This is a genomic window from Microvirga sp. BF8 (genome assembly GCF_059888585.1).
Genome location: NZ_CM187619.1, coordinates 736,031 through 754,210, shown reverse-complemented (window position 1 = coordinate 754,210; position 18,180 = coordinate 736,031). Strand labels below are relative to the sequence as shown.

General features: G+C 66.0%; 19 protein-coding genes. 9 read left to right on the top strand and 10 right to left on the bottom strand.

Translation table 11 applies throughout. From position 1 onward, the window contains the following. Positions 1-5: 5 nt before the first annotated feature. From AC522E_RS03525 to AC522E_RS03515, 3 genes are read left to right on the top strand one after another with little or no spacing between them, the layout of a single operon-like run. Positions 6-188 carry a hypothetical protein gene (locus AC522E_RS03525; protein WP_500749010.1) on the top strand — a complete coding sequence of 61 codons (183 nt, stop codon included), beginning with the start codon at positions 6-8 and terminating at the stop codon, positions 186-188. Positions 189-245: 57 nt separating this feature from the next. Further along, entirely contained in the window at positions 246-914 is a 669-nt protein-coding gene (gene nfi, locus AC522E_RS03520) for a deoxyribonuclease V (protein ID WP_500749009.1), read from the top strand. A 55-nt stretch (positions 915-969) separates the two neighbouring features. Beyond that, positions 970-1,983, top strand: a complete 1,014-nt coding sequence (locus AC522E_RS03515) for a MaoC family dehydratase (RefSeq protein ID WP_500749008.1) — start codon at positions 970-972, stop codon at positions 1,981-1,983. A gap of 348 nt (positions 1,984-2,331) precedes the next feature. Here AC522E_RS03515 and AC522E_RS03510 read toward each other — a convergent pair whose 3' ends face one another. Further along, on the bottom strand, positions 2,332-2,877 hold the full coding sequence (locus AC522E_RS03510; RefSeq protein ID WP_500749007.1) for an adenine phosphoribosyltransferase: 546 nt from the start codon (positions 2,875-2,877) through the stop codon (positions 2,332-2,334). Positions 2,878-2,929: 52 nt separating this feature from the next. Here AC522E_RS03510 and AC522E_RS03505 point away from each other — a divergent pair, with 52 nt between their 5' ends. Next, a complete protein-coding gene (locus tag AC522E_RS03505) occupies positions 2,930-3,121 on the top strand; it encodes a hypothetical protein (RefSeq protein ID WP_500749006.1) in 192 nt (63 codons plus the stop codon). 16 nt (positions 3,122-3,137) lie between these two features. Here the strand turns inward: AC522E_RS03505 and AC522E_RS03500 are convergent, their stop codons facing one another. The 5 genes from AC522E_RS03500 to AC522E_RS03480 all read right to left on the bottom strand — a co-directional run bounded on the left by AC522E_RS03500 (position 3,138) and on the right by AC522E_RS03480 (position 8,940). Continuing rightward, entirely contained in the window at positions 3,138-4,007 is an 870-nt protein-coding gene (locus AC522E_RS03500; protein ID WP_500749005.1) for an S-methyl-5'-thioadenosine phosphorylase, read from the bottom strand. A 121-nt stretch (positions 4,008-4,128) separates the two neighbouring features. Beyond that, positions 4,129-4,995, bottom strand: a complete 867-nt coding sequence (locus AC522E_RS03495; protein WP_500749004.1) for a cytochrome c1 — start codon at positions 4,993-4,995, stop codon at positions 4,129-4,131. Positions 4,996-5,018: 23 nt separating this feature from the next. Then, on the bottom strand, positions 5,019-6,296 hold the full coding sequence (locus tag AC522E_RS03490) for a cytochrome b (protein WP_500749003.1): 1,278 nt from the start codon (positions 6,294-6,296) through the stop codon (positions 5,019-5,021). A gap of 33 nt (positions 6,297-6,329) precedes the next feature. Further along, a complete protein-coding gene (gene petA / locus AC522E_RS03485; RefSeq protein ID WP_500749002.1) occupies positions 6,330-6,893 on the bottom strand; it encodes a ubiquinol-cytochrome c reductase iron-sulfur subunit in 564 nt (187 codons plus the stop codon). A 199-nt stretch (positions 6,894-7,092) separates the two neighbouring features. Beyond that, on the bottom strand, positions 7,093-8,940 hold the full coding sequence (locus AC522E_RS03480; RefSeq protein WP_500749001.1) for an ABC transporter ATP-binding protein: 1,848 nt from the start codon (positions 8,938-8,940) through the stop codon (positions 7,093-7,095). A 111-nt stretch (positions 8,941-9,051) separates the two neighbouring features. Here AC522E_RS03480 and AC522E_RS03475 point away from each other — a divergent pair, with 111 nt between their 5' ends. Together AC522E_RS03475 and hemF are read left to right on the top strand one after the other, a co-directional pair. Next, positions 9,052-9,546 carry a tRNA (cytidine(34)-2'-O)-methyltransferase gene (locus AC522E_RS03475; RefSeq protein WP_500749000.1) on the top strand — a complete coding sequence of 165 codons (495 nt, stop codon included), beginning with the start codon at positions 9,052-9,054 and terminating at the stop codon, positions 9,544-9,546. Positions 9,547-9,553: 7 nt separating this feature from the next. After that, entirely contained in the window at positions 9,554-10,444 is an 891-nt protein-coding gene (hemF, locus tag AC522E_RS03470) for an oxygen-dependent coproporphyrinogen oxidase (protein ID WP_500748999.1), read from the top strand. 3 nt (positions 10,445-10,447) lie between these two features. Here hemF and AC522E_RS03465 read toward each other — a convergent pair whose 3' ends face one another. From AC522E_RS03465 to AC522E_RS03450, 4 genes are read right to left on the bottom strand one after another with little or no spacing between them, the layout of a single operon-like run. Further along, positions 10,448-11,683: a CCA tRNA nucleotidyltransferase gene (locus AC522E_RS03465; protein ID WP_500748998.1), complete on the bottom strand. Its 1,236-nt coding sequence runs from the start codon at positions 11,681-11,683 to the stop codon at positions 10,448-10,450. 5 nt (positions 11,684-11,688) lie between these two features. Beyond that, on the bottom strand, positions 11,689-11,946 hold the full coding sequence (locus AC522E_RS03460) for a DUF6111 family protein (protein ID WP_500748997.1): 258 nt from the start codon (positions 11,944-11,946) through the stop codon (positions 11,689-11,691). After that, a complete protein-coding gene (locus AC522E_RS03455) occupies positions 11,943-12,581 on the bottom strand; it encodes a CoA pyrophosphatase (RefSeq protein WP_500748996.1) in 639 nt (212 codons plus the stop codon). The genes AC522E_RS03460 and AC522E_RS03455 overlap by 4 nt, the downstream gene beginning before the upstream one ends. 6 nt (positions 12,582-12,587) lie before the next feature. Next, positions 12,588-13,178, bottom strand: a complete 591-nt coding sequence (locus tag AC522E_RS03450; protein ID WP_500748995.1) for a DUF1285 domain-containing protein — start codon at positions 13,176-13,178, stop codon at positions 12,588-12,590. 216 nt (positions 13,179-13,394) lie between these two features. On the opposite strand from AC522E_RS03450, the gene AC522E_RS03445 reads away from it, so the two are divergent. From AC522E_RS03445 to AC522E_RS03435, 3 genes are read left to right on the top strand one after another with little or no spacing between them, the layout of a single operon-like run. After that, complete coding sequence (locus AC522E_RS03445; protein ID WP_500748994.1) at positions 13,395-14,411, top strand: AAA family ATPase; 1,017 nt, start codon at positions 13,395-13,397, stop codon at positions 14,409-14,411. Between the two features lie 10 nt (positions 14,412-14,421). After that, the gene (locus AC522E_RS03440; protein WP_500748993.1) at positions 14,422-15,348 is read left to right on the top strand and encodes a DUF58 domain-containing protein; all 927 of its coding nucleotides are present in this window, start codon (positions 14,422-14,424) and stop codon (positions 15,346-15,348) included. Between the two features lie 3 nt (positions 15,349-15,351). Then, complete coding sequence (locus AC522E_RS03435; protein WP_500748992.1) at positions 15,352-18,171, top strand: DUF4159 domain-containing protein; 2,820 nt, start codon at positions 15,352-15,354, stop codon at positions 18,169-18,171. Positions 18,172-18,180: the final 9 nt, after the last annotated feature.

The window sequence follows — 18,180 nt, the reverse complement described above, 5'->3', positions numbered from 1 at the left end:
GAGCCATGCAGGATTCGCTTGAAGAGATCGCCTATGTGGTCGGTGGGGCCGTGGTTTCGCCGGGTCTCGGCTCGGCGGAATTGATCGTCGCCTTGCTGGTGGCCTGCGGCTTCCTGGTCAGCGCCCTTCATTCGCTTTTTGCAGGACGCCATGGGCAGGAGGCCCATTGGCCACGGGAACGGCACTGATCGGGACCGTTTCGGACCTTGACGCGTTGAGCATCGGTCTGTCCTGATGCTGAGCGCATGCACCTCCGTCACCGCCACTCCTGGAACCTCTCCCCCGCCGAAGCCATCGCCCTTCAGAAGGAACTGCGGGCTGAGGTCGTTTCCAACCGCCCGATCCTGCTCGACAAGATCGGGCTCCTCGCCGGGGTCGACGTAAGCGTCAAGAACGAGCAGTCCCAGGCGGCGATCGTTGTCATGACCTATCCCGGCTTCCTGCCGGTGGAAACGGTGCTTGCCCAGCGCCCGACACCCTTTCCCTATATTCCCGGCCTCCTCTCCTTCCGGGAGGGCCCCGTGCTGGAAGAGGCGTTCGAGAAGCTGCAGAGCGAACCGGACGTGTTTCTCTTCGACGGCATGGGAATCGCCCATCCCCGCCGCATCGGGATAGCCAGCCACATGGGCCTGTGGCTGGAGCGTCCCACCATCGGGTGCGGCAAGACGCTCCTCTGCGGACGCTACAAGGACCTTGCCGAGGAAAAGGGCGCAGCCGCGCCGCTGATCGACAGGGGCGAAACCATCGGCGTGGCCCTGCGGACCCGCACGGCAAAGAACCCGATGTTCATCTCGCCCGGCCACCTGGCGGATATCCCGACATCGGCGGCTCTCGTCCTCGCCTGCTCGCCAAAATATCGCTTGCCCGAGCCGATCCGCCTGGCGCACAACGCAGCCGGACAGTTCAACCCGTGACCTCCCGGTCGGGAAGGGCCGCCAGGGCCCTTCCGCTCCTGAAGACGAAAGACCGATGCCTCGTTTCGCCTTTGAAGACTTCACGCCCGGTTCGACCCGGATCCTCGGCCCGATCACCGTCTCGAAGGACGAGATTGTCGCCTTTGCGCGGGAATACGACCCGCAGCCCTTCCATACGGACGAGATCGCGGCGAAGGACACCTTCGTCGGGACGCTGATCGCCTCCGGCTGGCATACCTGCTCTCTCAACATGCGGCTCCTCGCGGACGAGGTCATTCTCGATTCGACATCCATGGGATCGCCCGGCATCGAAGAGCTCAAATGGGCAAAGCCCGTCCGACCGGGCGACACCTTGCGGTCGCGAATGACCGTCCTCGAGAGCCGTGCCTCGAAGAGCCGACCGACGCTCGGGCTCGTGAAGTTCCAGTTCGAAGTGGTCAACCAGGCCGACGAGATCGTGATGGTCCAGACCAACTGGGTCATGTTCGGACGCAAAGGCACCGGCCTCGCCTTCAATGGAACCAGGAGCCTTCCGCCCGCGCAGCCAGCCTCCCCTGCCCCGCCGGCCGAGATCCCGCCCTTCTCCGTCAATCCCTATCTCGACGATCTCGTCATCGGTCAGACGGACGTGCTGGGGAGCTTCACCTATCCGGCAGAGAGCATCATCCGGTTTGCGAAGGCGTACGATCCGCAGCGCTTCCACGTGGATCCCGTTGCCGCGAAGGAGAGTCTGTTCGGCGACCTTTGTGCCTCCGGATGGCAGACGGCGAGCATCTGGATGAAGCTGATGGCGGCCCATCGCGATCGCATTCGGGCCGATGCCCTGGCCCGGGGAGAGCGCCCGGCCCATCTCGGTCCCTCGCCCGGCTTCCGCAGCCTGAAATGGCTGAAACCCGTCTATGCGGGCGATACGATCACCTATCGCTCAACGATCACGGACCGGCGCGCCTCCGCGTCCCGTCCCGGCTGGGGGATCGCTTCCCATCACAATACGGGCGTCAACCAGCACGGCGAAGAGGTGTTCTCGTTCGATGGCGCGGTGTTCTGGGAGCGGCGGCCGGAGGGCTGAGACACCACCGCCCGTCGGGGACTCCGTTAGCGGGAAATCCATAACCGCCGAGCTTTACGAGAAGGGTGCGGTGCCGTCGCTGCTTATCCTGAACTGCTAGCGGTTATAGGTTCCGGGCCTAGCTCTTTTGAGCTGTCGCGGAATGACAGCGTGAGGGGTATCAACCTCCGTCATTCCGGGGCGCCGCAGGCAAGCCCGGAACCCATGAACGTCAACCGTTCAGGATAAGGAGCAGCTGCAAGCGCGGCGTCCTGTTCCGGGAGGTTGTGTTCGTGGGCTTCCCCGCTTCCCGGGACCTTCGGACCGGGTCCAACGCTCCGCGCCATCCCGGGATGACGGGTGAAAACCTCAATGCCCCTCGAAGCTCACGAGGCTTCGCACGTCGACGCCGAGGTCGCGCAGCTTCTTCGCGCCGCCGAGATCCGGCAGGTCGATGACAAAGCAGGCGGCGACGATATCGGCACCCATCTGGCGTAGGAGCTGCGTCGCTGCGACGGCGGTGCCGCCGGTGGCGATCAGGTCATCCACGATGACAACCCGGTCGTTCTGCCCGATGGCGTCGGTATGGATCTCCATCTCGTCGACGCCATATTCGAGCGAATAGGCGATCCGGACCGTCTCGTGCGGAAGCTTGCCCTTCTTGCGGATCGGCACGAACCCGGACGAGAGCTGGTGTGCAACGGCACCGCCGAGGATGAAGCCCCGCGCCTCGATTCCTGCGACCTTGTCGATGCGTCCGCCCGCGAAGGGATGGACGAGTTCATCCACGGCTCTGCGGAACGCCCGTGCATCGCCGAGCAGGGTCGTGATGTCGCGAAAAATGATGCCCGGCTTGGGATAATCCGGGATCGAGCGAATGGTCGATTTGAGATCTGTAAGGAAACGCTGGTCCATCGGCTGAGCCTGACACATTTGAGGGGCGTTGGAATCTTCCCGGAGACCTACCATGCCCGATCCGTTTCAGCGAACGATCCTGACGGATATCGACATCCCGTTCGCCAGTCTCGTCCTGTTCTTCGTGAAGGCCGCCCTCGCAGCCATTCCCGCGACCTTCATTGTGGCCTTCATCCTGGCCCTGATCGGCTGGCTGTTCCGGTTGGTCTTCGGGCTCGGAATCATGGGCGGGATGATGACCTGAGGCTGAAGGCGCGCCGTCAGAGCACCCGCCCCGCAACGGCGTCGAGCTTCGCCACCAAGGCCGGATCCCGCGCGGATGGCGCTGTCATGATGGCGCCGTCGAGGGCCCGGTCGGAGCGCACGGGACAGGGTTCATGCTCGGCCGGGAAGTCGCGTGCAACCCGCGCGATCAGTCTCGCGACCTTTGCCGCATTCTGCTGCGCGACGGCGACGACGGCTGCGACTTCGACGTCGTCGTGCTCCGGATGCCAGCAGTCGAAATCCGTCACCATGGCGATGGTGGCATAGGTGATCTCGGCCTCCCGGGCGAGCTTGGCTTCCGGCATCGCCGTCATGCCGACCACGTCGTAGCCGAGCCCCTTGTAGGTGACCGACTCGGCATAGGTGGAGAATTGCGGTCCCTCGATGCACACATAGGTGCCGCCGACCGTGACGTGAATCCCCTCTTGCGAGGCGGCCTGCGCGATGCGCCGCTGGAGCAGGGGGCCGACCGGATGGGCCATGGGAACATGGGCGACGCAGCCGCGGCCGAAGAAGGACGTCTCGCGCCTGAAGGTCCGGTCCACGAACTGATCGACCAGCACGAAGGAGCCGGGAAAGAGCTCCTGTTTAAAGGCCCCGCAGGCCGAGACCGAGATGAGATCGGTCACACCGGCTCGCTTCAGCACGTCGATATTGGCGCGGTAATCGATGTCGGACGGTGAGGAGTGGTGGCCACGGCCATGCCGGGGCAGAAACACCACCTCCGTCCTCCCGATGCGTCCGCGCCTGAGGGCATCGGAAGGCTTGCCCCACGGGGACGAGACCGGCCCTTCGCGCAGGTCCTCGATCCCAGGCAGATCATAGACGCCCGAACCACCGATGATGCCGAGCACGGCCTTCGTCATCGTCCTTGCCTTCCCGATCCCATGCGAGCCCGGAGGGAGGATGGCCGATGGCGGCTCAAGCCACCCCGGTACCTCGAACTTCCAAAGAAAAAGGCTCCCGAAGGAGCCTTTTCAATCCGCCTCAGGCTTGCGTCGTCGTGACGTCGCTGTGCCCGACCCGGGCCCAGACCTTCTTCTTCGTGAAGTAGAGAAGGCCGGAGAGCACGATCAGGAACAGGATCGCCTGGAAGCCGATGCGCTTGCGCGCCTCGAGTTTCGGCTCCGCCGTCCACATCAGGAAGGCGGTGACGTCGCGGGAATATTGCTCGACCGTCTCCGGAGCCTGCGGCTGCCCGTTGGCATCCTTCGGATATTCGACCTGCCCGTCGCTCAGGGGCTTGGGCATGGCGATGATGTGGCCGGGGAAATACTCGTTGAAATGTCCGCCTTCGGGGACCTGGAAGCCGGCCGGGGGCTCCTCGTAGCCGGTCAGCACCGCGTGGACGTAGTCGGGACCCGTCTCCGCGAACTGGGTGAACATGTCGAAGACGAACCAGGGGAAGCCGCGCTCATAGGTGCGGGCCTTGGCCATCAGGGACAGATCCGGCGGTGCCTTGCCGCCATTGGCCGCGGCGGCGGCATTCTCGTTCGGGAACGGCGACGGGAAACGGTCCGCCGGGCGGGCGGGACGCTCGAACATGTCGCCGGCGTCGTTCGGACCGTCCTGGACCTTGTACTCGGCAGCCAGGGCCCGGACCTGCGCCTCGGAGAATTCCGGTCCGCCCGGCTCGGCGAGGTTGCGGAACGCGATGTAGCTCAAGGAGTGGCAGGAGGAGCAGACCTCCCGATAAACCTTGAAGCCGCGCTGGAGCTGGGCCCGGTCGAAGGTGCCGAACGGGCCGTGGAAGCTCCACTTCAGCTGCGGCGGGACCGGAGTCTCGCCAGCGGCGAAAGCAGGGGCCGAGAGGCCGAGAACGGCCGCGGCGATGAGAAGAGTACGCTTCATCATAATATTATTCCCCAGCGCTCGCATCAGCCCTTGGACTGCGGTTCGGCATTGGCGCCGGTCGGCAGGCCCGCACCACCCTTCACGCCCATCACCGAGTCGATGATCGAATTCGGCAGCGGGAGCGGACGCTCGATGAAGCCGAGCAGCGGCAGGATGATGAGGAAGTGGATGAAGTAGTAGGCCGTCGCGATCTGCGAAACGATGACATACCAGCCCTCCGGCGGCTTGGCGCCGAGCCAGCCGAGGAGAAGGGTGTCCGCTGCAAGGATCCAGAAGAACTGCTTGTAGAGCGGACGATAGGTCGTCGAGCGGACCTTCGAGGTGTCGAGCCAGGGCAGGAAGGCCAGGACCGCGATGGAGGCGAACATGGCGATGACGCCGCCGAGCTTGTCCGGAATGGCGCGCAGGATCGCGTAGAACGGCAGGAAGTACCATTCGGGCACGATATGGGCCGGGGTTACGGACGGGTTGGCAGGGATGTAGTTGTCCGCATGGCCGAGGAAGTTCGGGATGTAGAATACGAACCACCCGAAGAAGATCAGGAACACGACGGTCGCGAAGATGTCCTTGATCGTGGCGTAGGGCGTGAAGGGAACCGCATCCTTGCCCGACTTGATCGGAACGCCGGTCGGGTTGTTCTGGCCCGGCACGTGCAGCGCCCAGATGTGCAGGATCACCACGCCGACGATCATGAACGGCAGCAGATAGTGGAGCGAGAAGAAGCGGTTCAGGGTCGGGTTGCCGACGGAGTAACCACCCCAGAGCAGGCTCTGGATCGTGTCGCCGACCACCGGAATGGCGGCGAGGATGTTGGTGATGACGGTCGCGCCCCAGAAGCTCATCTGGCCCCACGGCAGCACGTAGCCCATGAAGGCGGTCGCCATCATGAGACCGTAGATCACGACGCCGAGAATCCAGAGGATCTCGCGGGGAGCCTTATACGATCCGTAATAGAGGCCGCGGAAGATATGGACATAGACCGCGACGAAGAACATCGAGGCGCCGTTGGCGTGCAGGTAGCGCAGGAGCCAGCCATAGTTCACGTCGCGCATGATGTGCTCGACGGACTGGAAGGCCAGCGCCGCGTTCGGCGTGTAGTACATCGCCAGGAACACGCCGGTCACGATCTGCGACACGAGCATGAACGCGAGGATGGCGCCGAAGGTCCAGAAATAGTTCAGGTTCCGCGGAACGGGGAACGCGATGAATGAGGAATGGACGAGGCCCGCGATGGGCAAGCGGGTTTCGAACCACTTGCCGAAGGCGCTCTTGGGAACATAGGTGGTGGGGTGCTGGCTCATGGTCTCGCCTGATCGAATGGCCGTCGCGAAGGGTTACGCCGTGGCTTCCTGGCCGATGACGATCTTCGTATCGGACGTGAAGGTGTAGGGCGGGATCGGCAGATTGATCGGAGCCGGACCGCCGCGAACACGGCCCGAGGTGTCGAAAACCGAGCCGTGGCACGGGCAGAACCACCCCTCGTACTGGCCCTGATGCCCGAGCGGCACGCATCCGAGATGGGTGCAGTTGCCGTAGACGATCAGCCACTGGGTGTGCCCCGGCTTGACGCGGGCGGAATCAGGCTGCGGATCACGGAGGCTCGCGACGTTGACGTCCTCGGCAGCCTTGATCTCGGCCGGCGTGCGGTTGCGGATGAAGATCAGTTTCCCGCGCCAGAAGACCTTGACGATCTGCCCTTCGGCGATCGGCGCCAGATCGACCTCCACCGGCGCACCGGCGGCGACCGTGGCAGCGTCCGGCATCATCGACTGAACGAATGGCCATACCAGAGTCGCTCCGCCGACAGCAGCGGCAGCGCCCGTGGCGATGAAGAGAAAATCGCGCCGTGTCGGCTCAACGACGGTAGAGGTGGTCTCAGCCACTTGGCTCTCCAGCATACGTCAAAAAACGAGAACCGCGCATCTGCGATGACCTGGGCACCCTCGGGCATCCAAGCATCCGGCACGCCGCCCGCTTGAACAAGCATACGCGCCAATGCGCGCGCAATGCGACTGGGCGTCGCCGCGCGAAGCGCTCTTTGGCACGGCCAAGCCCGACTGTCCATAGGTGGATTGGACTTGTTCCAATCCGTTCTGCTCAGATCTCCGCCGTTTCCTCGGCCCCCAGGAAGCCGCCGGACTGGCGGCGCCAGAGCCTGGCATAGAGCCCATCCCGCCGCAGGAGCTGCGAATGGGTGCCCTCCTCGACGATCCGCCCCCGGTCGATGACGATGAGTCGGTCGAGGGCCGCGATGGTCGACAGCCTGTGGGCAATCGCCACTACGGTCTTGCCTTCCATCAGAGTGGACAATGCCTCCTGGATCGCGGCCTCGACCTCGGAATCCAGGGCCGACGTCGCCTCGTCGAGAACGAGGATCGGCGCGTCCTTCAGGATGACTCTCGCAATGGCAATGCGCTGGCGCTGACCGCCCGAAAGCTTGACGCCACGCTCGCCCACATGGGCATCGTAGCCCCTGCGGCCCCGGTGATCCTCCAGGTCGAGGATGAAATCGTGGGCATGGGCCAGACGCGCCGCCTGCTCGATCTCGCTGTCCTTCGCCCCCGGCCGCCCATAAGCGATATTCTCCCGGATCGACCGGTGGAGCAGCGAGGTATCCTGCGTCACCATGGCAATGGCAGCCCTGAGGGTGTCCTGGCTCACATCGGCGATGTTCTGGCCGTCGATGAGGATTCTTCCCTCTTCCACATCGTGGAGGCGGAGAAGCAGGGAGGTGATGGTCGTCTTGCCGGCGCCGCTGGTGCCGACGAGGCCGACCTTTTCGCCGGCCCGGATCGTCAGGCTCAGGTCCTCGATGACCCCGTCCTCTCGTCCGTAATGGAAGGAGACGTGCTCGAACCGGATCTCCCCGGCCGTGACGACCAGCGTGCCGGCACGCGGCGCGTCGACGATCCCGTGCGGCCGGGCGATGGTCTCCATGCTTTCCTGCACGACGCCGATATTCTCGAAGACGCCGCGGACGGTCTGCATGACCCAGCCGGACATGGCGAGGATCCTCATGACGAGGGCCAGGCCCGTCGCGGCCTCGCCGCTCGACATGAGCCCGCGCATCCAGAGCGCGATCGACAGGGCTCCCGTCGCCACGAGGAGGGCACTGTTCATGACGGCGAGGATGCCGGTGACCCCGGTGATCAGCCGGAATGAATTGAGAAAAGCGTCCGTGTGGGCGGCCAGGGCGTTCTGGACGGCCGAGCGCTCCTCGGCCCTGCGGGCGAAGAGCTTCACCGTGAGAATGTTGGTGTAGCTGTCGACGACACGTCCCACGAGGGCTGAGCGCGTGTCGGCGACCTTCAGGGACCGGGACTTGGCGCGTGGAACGAAATAGCGGAGCAGAAGGACATAGCCGACGATCCACAGGCCCATCGGCAGTGCGAGCCAGGGGCTCACCTTCGAGAACAGCCCGAGGGCCGTGAACGCGAAGATCGCCACATAGAGAAGGGTATCGAGCACCGTCACCGCGATTTCGCGGATCGCCGAACCCGCCTGGGTGATGCGGTTGGCGAGGCGCCCCGCGAAATCGGCCTGGAAGTACCCGAGCGCGTGACCCAGCGTGTAAAGGTGGGTCCGCCAGCGGATCATGTTGGTGCTCTGCGGGACCAGAGCCTGATTCGTGATCGTCTCGTGCAGGAAGTGAAGGATCGGCCTGACGAACAGGATCGCCCCACCCACCAGCATCAGCGACGTTCCGTGATCCGGCCAGAGCCGGTCGGGGGTCGAGTGGGCAAGGATGTCCACGATCCAGCCCATGATGACGTAGAGCGAGGCCTCAAACAGGCCGACCAGCAGCGACGCGAAGAAGAGCACCACGAGCCAGTACCTGACCGGCCGGATATAGTACCAGGAAAAGGCCCCGACCGTATCCGGCGGCGTCTCGTTCTCGTCGAACGGCGCGAACGGGTCGATCTGCTTTTCAAACCACCGGAACATTCGGATCCTCGGATTCCTGTCGGTCTTCTTCCGCCCGGGCCCTGCGACAACCCGATGGATGGCGAAGCGTTCACTTGACGGCAGGGCCCGCTTTCGCCGATGTGGCCGGCCATGCCCCGTCTTGCTCTGTATCAACCGGACATTCCGCAGAACACCGGCACCATGCTGCGACTTGCGGCCTGCCTTGGCGTGCCGGTCGAGATCATCGAGCCGGCGGGTTTCGACGTCTCCGACCGCAACCTTCGCCGCTCGGGAATGGATTATCTGGACCGTGCGACGGTCACACGCCACGTCTCGTGGCGCAGTTTCGAGACCTGGCGCCAGGAAAGCAAGACCCCGGCCGGCGGACCCCGCCTGGTCCTGGCGACCACGAAGGGCGCTACGTCCTATGTCGATTTTGCCTTCCGCGCCGACGATATCATCCTTGTCGGGCGCGAATCGGCCGGGGTGCCCGACGAAGTTCACGATGCGGCTGCCGCGCGGGTGGTCATTCCCATGCGGGCCGGTCTGCGCTCCCTCAATGTCGCCGTCACGGCAGCCATGATCCTGGGCGAGGCCCTGCGGCAAACCGGTTCGTTTCCAGCGTTCTCCCCATCATTCGAATGAGTTCACCATGACCGACACCGCCGTTCGACACCTGCAGGAACAAGCCCCCGTCTGGTTCGCCGCCCTCCGAGACCGGATCTGCGCCGCCTTCGAGGCCATCGAGGACGAGGTGACATCGCCCCTCCCCCCGGAAGCGTCCGCACCGGGACGGTTCGAACGCAGGCCATGGGAGCGCAAGGATCATAGCGGCCAACCGGGCGGCGGAGGCGTCATGTCGATGATGCGCGGCCGGGTGTTCGAGAAGGTCGGCGTCCACGTCTCGACCGTGCACGGCGAGTTCGCCCCGGAATTCCGGGGCCAGATCCCCGGCTCGGATCAGGATGCGCGATTCTGGGCCTCGGGCATCTCGCTGATCGCCCATCCCTGGAACCCGAATGTTCCGACCGTGCACATGAACACCCGCTTCGTCGTCACCACGAAGCCCTGGTTCGGCGGCGGCGCGGACCTGACCCCGGTCCTGGACCGGCGCAGGACCCAGGAGGATCCCGACGCGGTGGCGTTCCATGCAGCCATGAAGCAGGCCTGCGACCGGCACCCCTCCGCCCCCTACGACAAGTACAAGGCCTGGTGCGACGAGTACTTCTTCCTCAAGCATCGCAAGGAGCCGCGCGGCATCGGCGGCATCTTCTACGACTACCACTGGACCGGCGACCCGGGCGAGGACCTGGCCTTCACCCGCGATGTGGGCGAGGCCTTCCTGGAGATCTATCCGCAGATCGTCCGCCGGAATGTCGGCGCCGCCTGGACGGAGGCCGACCGGATCGAACAGCAGGTGCGTCGCGGCCGCTATGTGGAGTTCAACCTGCTCTACGACCGGGGCACCATCTTCGGGCTCAAGACTGGCGGCAACATCGACTCGATCCTGTCCTCGATGCCGCCGACGGTCCGCTGGCCTTGAGGCTCACGCGCTGGCGAGGACGCGGTCGAGGAGGGCCCTGGCGAAGGCCGGATCGGAAGGGCACCCTTCCGCGAGCCAGATCGAGCGCGCCCGGCTCAGGAGTTCCCCGATCCGCGGGCCCTTTGGGATGCCCTGTCCCATGAAATCGGCGCCCCGAAGCGGGAAGGCGGGGAGAGGATCGGCGCCGGTGGCGAAATCCTCCAGCGCCGTCCTGGAATCCGCCGTCACCTCCGGCCGCGGTTCGCCCGCGAGGGCCGCGAGGGCCAGCGTGACGGTCTCGATCCCATGCGAGGCGACGAGGCGGCGCATCTCCGTCCGGTCCACAGGCGCCTGCTCGCCCTTGAGAACGGCGAGGAGCCTTGCATAGGCCGCGAGCCTGCGCTCCTCCTCATTGGAGAGGCGCAGCCTCTCGCGCAGACGCTCCGCATCCTCCTCGACCATGACGGCCAGCACGGCCAGCCGGTCGGCAGGGCCGAAAGCCGACGCGCCGCGAGCGACGCGCCCGAACCGGCCGAACTCGGCCGCCCCGTCCAGGATCCAGGTCAGGAAGCCGTGTTCGGCGAGGATCCGCACCGTGTCCACGGCGCGCCGCGCCGCCAGCAGCTTCAGGAATTCATGCCGGATACGCTCCCGGGACAGGATGGCGAGTCCCGCCCGCTCAGATCCGGCGGCCGCCAGCCCCTCCGGATCGGGGCCGTTCTCCGCATATTCCGCATAGAAGCGGAAAAAGCGCAAAATCCGCAGGTAGTCCTCCCGGATTCGCGTATGCGCGTCGCCGATGAAACGGACTCGCCGGGCGGCGAGATCGGCAACGCCATCCGTGTAATCATGGAGATGGCCGTCCATTCCGAGGGACAGGGCATTGATGGTGAAGTCGCGCCGCCGCGCATCGGCCTCGAAGTCGCGGCCGAAGCGAACGACCGCATAGCGCCCGTCGGTCTCCACATCCTCTCGCAGGGTCGTGACCTCGAACGGCTCGCCTTCGACCACGACGGTGATCGTTCCGTGATCGATGCCGGTCGGCACCGGCTTGAAGCCGGCCCGCTGCGCCAGGGCGACGATGCGGTCCGGCAGCGCGGTACTGGCGCAATCGACCTCTGTGACGGCACGTCCCAGCAGGGCGTTGCGCACGGCGCCGCCGACGATTCGCGTTTCCTCGCCGCCCTCATTCATCGCGCCGAGCAGGGCCCGCAGCCGTGGCCGCTGCAGAAGGGTGGCGAGAGCGTCCCGGTCGAGCATCGCGGTCACTTGAACTGCCCCGGCACGACGCGCCCGTTTTCCATGTGTGTCGGGACGAACGCGCCGGTGTGGCGCTCCGCGAGAAAGCCGCCCAGAAGCAGTGACGCGATCACGAGCATGAGTCCTGCAATGCCGACCCACGACACGTGATTGCTCCAGGACGACCAGGCAAGGGGATTCCGGCGGACGATGACGAGGTAGATGGCGAAGGCGGCGAAAGGCAGGAGGAACAGCGACAGTTCCTGAAAGATCGCCCGCGTCATGACGTGTAGAGCCTCTCGTAGAGATTGCGGAGGATGCCCGCCGTGAGGCCCCAGATGTATCGTCCTTCATATGGCATTGCATAGTACCTGCGCAGGTTCCCTTTCCACTCCCGGGCATGGAGCTGATGATTGGCAGGGTCCATGAGGAAGCTCAGGGGCACTTCGAAGGCATCGGCGACTTCATCGGGGTTGAGGACCAGCGAATAAGAGGGTGCGACCTGCGCCACGACCGGAATCACGAGATAATTGGTCGTGGACAGGTAGGCATCGAGATAGCCGAGCGGGCTGATCAGGCGGCTGTCGAGGCCGATCTCCTCCTGTGCCTCCCGATAGGCTGCCGCCAGGATGGACTCGTCCGTCGGATCGACCCTTCCGCCTGGAAAGGCGATCTGGCCCGAATGCTGGCGAAGGCTCGTCGCCCGCTCCGTGAACAGCAGGGTCGGTTCCTCCCGCATCACGACGGGAACGAGGACGGCGGCTTCTTTCGGCGTCAGGGGCTCGACCAGCGGGATGTTGTCGAGGCTATGATCGCGCCGGGGATTGGCGAGGGCCTCGCCGAGAACCGGCGGCTCGGGCCGCAGGCGCCTGGCTGCAAGATGCAGAAATTCGGGCGCATCCAGAGGGACCGTCGGCATCAGCGCCTACCGTGCCTCGGAGGCGGGGGCGATGGGAAAGAACGCACCCCCTGCTTGAATGCCGTATTGATCCACCCCGTCGAGTGCCCTCTCCTCGCCGAGAGCGATCAGGTCGAGCGCCAGAGACCGCGTCACCAGCGCCCACAAGCCGCCGCGGATCTTCACATAGGGTTTCACACCCCCGTTTTCGTCCCGATCGAAACGCAGCGGGTGATCGGGCCCCGCCTGCACGAGATCGTCGACATTGGTGCGGAAGGCGATCTGGCGTCCTTCGCCGTCGCCCTCGACCGCCATCTCGACGGCCAGGAACGGCGCGTCCTCGACGGTAATTCCCACCCGTTCGACAGGCGTGACGAGGACATATCGCTCCGGGTCCTTGCGCAGCACGGTGGAGAAAAGGCGCACCAGCGCGGGCCGGTTGATCGGCGTGCCCATATAATGCCAGCTCCCGTCCGCGGCGATGCGCATGTCGATCTCGCCGCAATAGGCGGGATTCCATCGCTCCACCGGTGGCGGGCCTTTTCGCTTTTCGTCCGGTCCGAGTGCGGCCGCAAGCCGCGACAAGGCGCTGCCGGTCGTTGAGACAGGTTCGGTCATGACACAAGCGTGAACAAGAATTTGCACCTCGAGGATCGACGAACGGCGATCGGTGGCTAATTGCTAGAGCATAGAGCCATAGCGTGCGCCGTCCAGTTCCCTGGTTCCGGATTTGCCGCTGCGGCGCAAAGACCTGCATGACCCGCTTGCCTACCGATGCCTAACGCAGGCAGAGTGTCGGCCGGGGGCGGACGCTAGCGCGTGGAAGGATAACTCATGACGGCCAGCATCGCTCAACCGCCCACCGCTCTCGACGACGCCATCATCCGCAGCGCGGAGGCGACGCTCGAAACCGTGGCACGGGCCCGTGAGGCGATCCACTCGGTCATTTTCGGTCAGGAGGATGTGGTCGATCAAACCCTCATCACCTTGCTCGGAGGCGGGCACGGACTTCTCGTGGGCGTGCCCGGCCTTGCGAAGACAAAGCTGGTCGAAACCCTCGGGACGGTGCTGGGCCTCGACGCACGCCGGGTGCAGTTCACCCCGGACCTGATGCCGTCGGACATTCTCGGATCCGAGATTCTGGACGAGGGAGCCGACCGGCGGCGCTCGTTCCGGTTCGTCAAGGGACCGGTCTTCACACAACTCCTGATGGCGGACGAAATCAACCGGGCCAGCCCCCGCACCCAGTCCGCGCTCCTCCAGGCCATGCAGGAGCACCACGTCTCGGTCGGTGGCGAGCGGCACGACCTGCCCCAGCCCTTCCATGTCCTCGCGACCCAGAATCCCATCGAGCAGGAAGGCACCTATCCGCTGCCCGAAGCCCAGCTCGACAGGTTCCTCCTCGAGATCGATATCGGCTATCCCGACCGCGACGCCGAACGGCGCATTCTCATCGAGACGACGGGAGCCGAAGAGCACAAACCCGTCGCGGTCATGAACGCGGAGACGCTCATGAATGCGCAGCGGCTCGTGCGCCGCCTCCCCGTCGGCAACAGCGTCGTCGACGCCATCCTCGATCTCGTCCGCGCGGCGAGACCCGGCGGCGAGCCCCTCGAGGGCGTGACCGACAAGCTGCTCTGGGGCCCGGGGCCCCGGGCCTCCCAGTCCCTGATGCTGGCTGTCCGCGCCCGGGCTCTCATCGAAGGTCGGGTCGCCCCCTCCATCGCCGACGTGGCGGCCCTGGCGGAACCGGTCCTGAAGCACCGCATGGCCCTGACCTTCGCGGCCCGTGCGGACGGCGAAACGATCAGGAGCGTCATCGGCCGCCTGACGGCGCGGCTGGCCGGCTAGGATCACCAACATGGTCCGCGTCCGGGTCCTTCCCGAGACCGCCCGCGCTCCCGGCCGACATGAAACGGAAGCGGCGCTCGATCTTGCGCAGCGTATGCCCCGCCTCGTTCTCGAGGCGCGCCGGGTTGCCGCCAACCTGTCTCACGGGATTCATGGCCGCAGGCGCGCGGGCATCGGCGAGACCTTCTGGCAGTTCCGGCCGTTCGTGGCCGGCGAGGCCGCCCAGCGCATCGACTGGCGTCGCTCGGCCCGGGACGACCGGCTCTATGTCCGCGAGCGCGAGTGGGAGGCAGCGCAGAACATCTGGTTCTGGATCGATCGCTCCGCCTCGATGGCCTATGCCTCCGATCTGGCCCTCGCACCCAAGGTCGAGCGGGCCGTCGTGCTCGGCCTTGCCCTGGCGGACGCCTTCGTGGAGGGCGGCGAGCGGGCGGGAATGCTTGGCCTCATGGCACCGCGGGCGACGACCCGGATCGCGGAATCCATGGCCGAAGCCATGGTTGCGGACCGGTCGTCGCTTGACGACGACACGCCGCCGCGGGCCCCGATTCCGACCATGGACGAGGCGATCCTGATCAGTGATTTCCTGAGCCCTCCGGGCGAAGTCGCCGCCGCTGTGGAGGCGATTTCAAGCCGGGGCGGCCGCGGGCATCTTGTGATGATCCTGGACCCGGTCGAGGAAACCTTCCCCTTCGAGGGCCAGGCCGTCCTGCACGATCTCGAAGACGGGATCTCGCTGAGGATCGGCGATGCCGCTTCGTGGGGCGAGGCGTACCGGAAGCGCATGGCGCAGCATCGGGACAGTCTCGAAGAGCTCGTGCGCAGGAGGGGATGGACCCTCACGATCCATCGGACCGACCGGCCGGCCAGCGAGGCGGCCCTGCGTCTGATCACGCTCGTCGCGGCGTCGCGCGGCGTCGGCAGCGGAAGGCGCTAGACCATGCTGGGCCTTCCTCTCACCTTCGCCGCTCCCCTCGTCCTCATCGCGCTCGTAGCCCTGCCCGCAATCTGGCTGCTGTTGCGCATCACGCCGCCTCAGCCAAGGCGGGTCGATTTTCCGCCGCTGAAGATCCTCGCCGATCTGCGTCCCGAACAGGAGATGCCCGCGCGCACGCCGTGGTGGCTTCTGCTGCTGCGGCTTCTTCTCGCTGCGCTCCTCATCCTCGCGGCGGCCGGCCCCATCTGGAATCCGCTCGCGGAGGGCGGCAGCCGCGCGCCGCTCCTTCTCCTGGTCGACAACGGGATCGCCGCGGCACATGACTGGCGCGAACGCATGAACCTTGCGACCGGACGCATCGAGGCGGCGGAGCGCGAAGGGCGCATCGTGGCGGTGGTCGCCATGGCAGGCGACCCGCAGGATCTTCAGGCGACGAACCCCGCATCCGCCCTCGAGCGCCTGCGCTCTTTCAGTCCCCTACCCCATCTGCCGAACCGCCAGGCCCATCTCGACGCCGTCCGCCGTTTCCTGGAATCGACGCCGGATGCCGAGGTCGTATGGATCAGCGACGGCGTCGCAGGCGTTGACGGGCAGGCATTCGTCGACGGCCTCGCGTCCTTGACAGGGGACCGGCCCGCTCTCGTCGTCAAAGCGGAGCAATCCTCCGCCCTTGCCCTTGCCGATACCGCGAATGCGGGCGGCCAGTTGACCGCAACCGTGATCAGGGCCGAGCCGAATGGACGCGATGCGGGGATCGTCCGTGCGCTCGACCTGAAGAACCTGCCCCTCGCGGATGCGCGCTTCACTTTCGCTCCCAATGCCACGGAAACGACCGCCACCTTCGACGTGCCGACAGAGATCAGGAACGATATCGCACGGATCGAGATTCTGGGTGAGAACTCCGCTGGAGCCGTGACCCTTCTCGACGAGCGCGGCAAGCGCCGGCGCGTCGGCCTCGTCTTCGGCGGAACGGCCGACCAGGCGCAGCCGCTCCTGTCCCCGGTCTACTATGTCGAGAAGGCGCTGGCCCCCTATGCCGAGATCCGGCAGGGGCATGGAGGCGTTACGGATGCGATCGATCAGCTGCTCGAGGAGCAGGTCTCGGTTCTCGTGCTGGCCGATGTCGGCGGCCTCGACCGGGACGCTCTGGCGAAGGTGACCGCCTTCGTCGAGCGTGGTGGCCTGCTGCTCCGGTTTGCAGGATCGCGCCTTGCGGCAGGGAACGACGACCTCGTCCCGGTGCGCCTGCGCCGGGGGGGCCGCAACCTCGGGGGCACCCTGTCCTGGGACACTCCGAGGACCTTCGCGCCCTTCACCCGCGAAAGCCCGTTCTTCGGGCTGACCATACCGGACGAGATCGGCATTCGGCGCCAGATCCTGGCGGAGCCCGAGGGCGACCTTCCGGCCAAGACCTGGGCCGCCCTCGCGGATGGAACGCCGATCGTGACGGCGGACAAGCGGGGCGATGGGCTCGTGGTGCTCTTCCACGTGACCGCCGACACCACCTGGTCGAACCTGCCCCTGTCCGGCCTCTTCGTGGACATGCTGCGCCGGATTACCGCCCTGGCCGGTTCGCCCGGCGACGCCAACGCCGAATCCCGGAATGCCGAGAATCAGACCGTTGCCCCGCGCCTGACGCTCGACGGCTTCGGCGTCTTCTCGTCGCCTCCGGCCACGGCGCGCGCGGTGACACGCAATTACACGGAGCGCGCCAGCGCGGAGCACCCACCGGGCTTCTACGGCCCGGTGGATTCGGGCCTCGCCGTCAACGCGCTCGTTGCCGGTGACCGCCTCGCTCCCCTGGACTTCAGTCCGCTGAAGGCCCGCATCGCACCGCTCGAGGGCGCCAAGACCGTGGACCTCAGGGCTCCGCTGTTTACCCTGGCGCTCGCGCTCCTCCTGATCGATACCCTGGCCTCGCTCTGGCTCGGCGGACAGCTCGGGAACCTGTTCGGCCGGATGCGCCGGGCGGGTGCCGGAGCGGCGGTCGTCCTGGCGGCCATCTTCATCGCGGCCCTTCCGCCGGACGGGTCCGCCCAGGAGCGCCCAACTCAGGAGCGCTCAACGCTGACGCAGGAGGACAGGACCTCCGCCCTCGTCACGCGCCTGGCCTATGTGATTACCGGCGACGCAGAGGTGGATGCAGCCAGCAAGGCCGGATTGATGGGTCTCTCTCAGGTGCTCGGCATGCGTACGGCGCTGCAGCCCGGAGATCCCATCGGGATCGATCCGGCGCGGGACGAACTGGCCTTCTACCCCCTCCTCTACTGGCCCATCGTCGCGACGCGGCCGGTCCCCAGCGATGCTGCGATCCGGCGTCTGGATGCCTTCATGAAAGGGGGCGGGACGGTGATCTTCGATACGCGGGACGCCTTCAGCGCCCGTCCGGACGGTGCGGTCAGCGCCGAGGGGCAATATCTGCGCCGGATGCTGGCCGGCCTCGATATCCCCGAGCTCGAGCCCGTTCCTGCCGACCACGTCCTGACGAAGACATTCTACATCCTCGACGATTTTCCAGGGCGCTACGCCACGGGCCAGACCTGGGTCGAAGCCCTGCCGCCCCAGACGGACGAAACGGCCAATCGTCCGGCGCGCTCGGGCGACGGCGTCTCGCCGATCATCATCACGTCCAACGATCTCGCCGCGGCCTGGGCGGTCGGGGCACGGGGCGAGGCTCTCTATCCCGTGGTCGGAAGCGATCAGCAGCGCCAGCGTGAGCTGTCATTCCGAAGCGGCATCAATATCGTCATGTATGCACTGACCGGAAACTACAAAGCGGATCAGGTCCATGTGCCTGCCCTGCTCGAACGCCTGGGGCAATAGGGATAGGAC

What these genes read in the sequence shown, in the direction of transcription:
- AC522E_RS03525 (WP_500749010.1), top strand. Translation starts at nt 6, where the DNA reads ATGCAGGATTCGCTTGAAGAGATCGCCTATGTGGTCGGTGGGGCCGTG.
- nfi (WP_500749009.1), top strand. Translation starts at nt 246, where the DNA reads ATGCACCTCCGTCACCGCCACTCCTGGAACCTCTCCCCCGCCGAAGCC.
- AC522E_RS03515 (WP_500749008.1), top strand. Translation starts at nt 970, where the DNA reads ATGCCTCGTTTCGCCTTTGAAGACTTCACGCCCGGTTCGACCCGGATC.
- AC522E_RS03510 (WP_500749007.1), bottom strand. Translation starts at nt 2,877, where the DNA reads ATGGACCAGCGTTTCCTTACAGATCTCAAATCGACCATTCGCTCGATC.
- AC522E_RS03505 (WP_500749006.1), top strand. Translation starts at nt 2,930, where the DNA reads ATGCCCGATCCGTTTCAGCGAACGATCCTGACGGATATCGACATCCCG.
- AC522E_RS03500 (WP_500749005.1), bottom strand. Translation starts at nt 4,007, where the DNA reads ATGACGAAGGCCGTGCTCGGCATCATCGGTGGTTCGGGCGTCTATGAT.
- AC522E_RS03495 (WP_500749004.1), bottom strand. Translation starts at nt 4,995, where the DNA reads ATGATGAAGCGTACTCTTCTCATCGCCGCGGCCGTTCTCGGCCTCTCG.
- AC522E_RS03490 (WP_500749003.1), bottom strand. Translation starts at nt 6,296, where the DNA reads ATGAGCCAGCACCCCACCACCTATGTTCCCAAGAGCGCCTTCGGCAAG.
- petA (WP_500749002.1), bottom strand. Translation starts at nt 6,893, where the DNA reads ATGCTGGAGAGCCAAGTGGCTGAGACCACCTCTACCGTCGTTGAGCCG.
- AC522E_RS03480 (WP_500749001.1), bottom strand. Translation starts at nt 8,940, where the DNA reads ATGTTCCGGTGGTTTGAAAAGCAGATCGACCCGTTCGCGCCGTTCGAC.
- AC522E_RS03475 (WP_500749000.1), top strand. Translation starts at nt 9,052, where the DNA reads ATGCCCCGTCTTGCTCTGTATCAACCGGACATTCCGCAGAACACCGGC.
- hemF (WP_500748999.1), top strand. Translation starts at nt 9,554, where the DNA reads ATGACCGACACCGCCGTTCGACACCTGCAGGAACAAGCCCCCGTCTGG.
- AC522E_RS03465 (WP_500748998.1), bottom strand. Translation starts at nt 11,683, where the DNA reads ATGCTCGACCGGGACGCTCTCGCCACCCTTCTGCAGCGGCCACGGCTG.
- AC522E_RS03460 (WP_500748997.1), bottom strand. Translation starts at nt 11,946, where the DNA reads ATGACGCGGGCGATCTTTCAGGAACTGTCGCTGTTCCTCCTGCCTTTC.
- AC522E_RS03455 (WP_500748996.1), bottom strand. Translation starts at nt 12,581, where the DNA reads ATGCCGACGGTCCCTCTGGATGCGCCCGAATTTCTGCATCTTGCAGCC.
- AC522E_RS03450 (WP_500748995.1), bottom strand. Translation starts at nt 13,178, where the DNA reads ATGACCGAACCTGTCTCAACGACCGGCAGCGCCTTGTCGCGGCTTGCG.
- AC522E_RS03445 (WP_500748994.1), top strand. Translation starts at nt 13,395, where the DNA reads ATGACGGCCAGCATCGCTCAACCGCCCACCGCTCTCGACGACGCCATC.
- AC522E_RS03440 (WP_500748993.1), top strand. Translation starts at nt 14,422, where the DNA reads ATGGTCCGCGTCCGGGTCCTTCCCGAGACCGCCCGCGCTCCCGGCCGA.
- AC522E_RS03435 (WP_500748992.1), top strand. Translation starts at nt 15,352, where the DNA reads ATGCTGGGCCTTCCTCTCACCTTCGCCGCTCCCCTCGTCCTCATCGCG.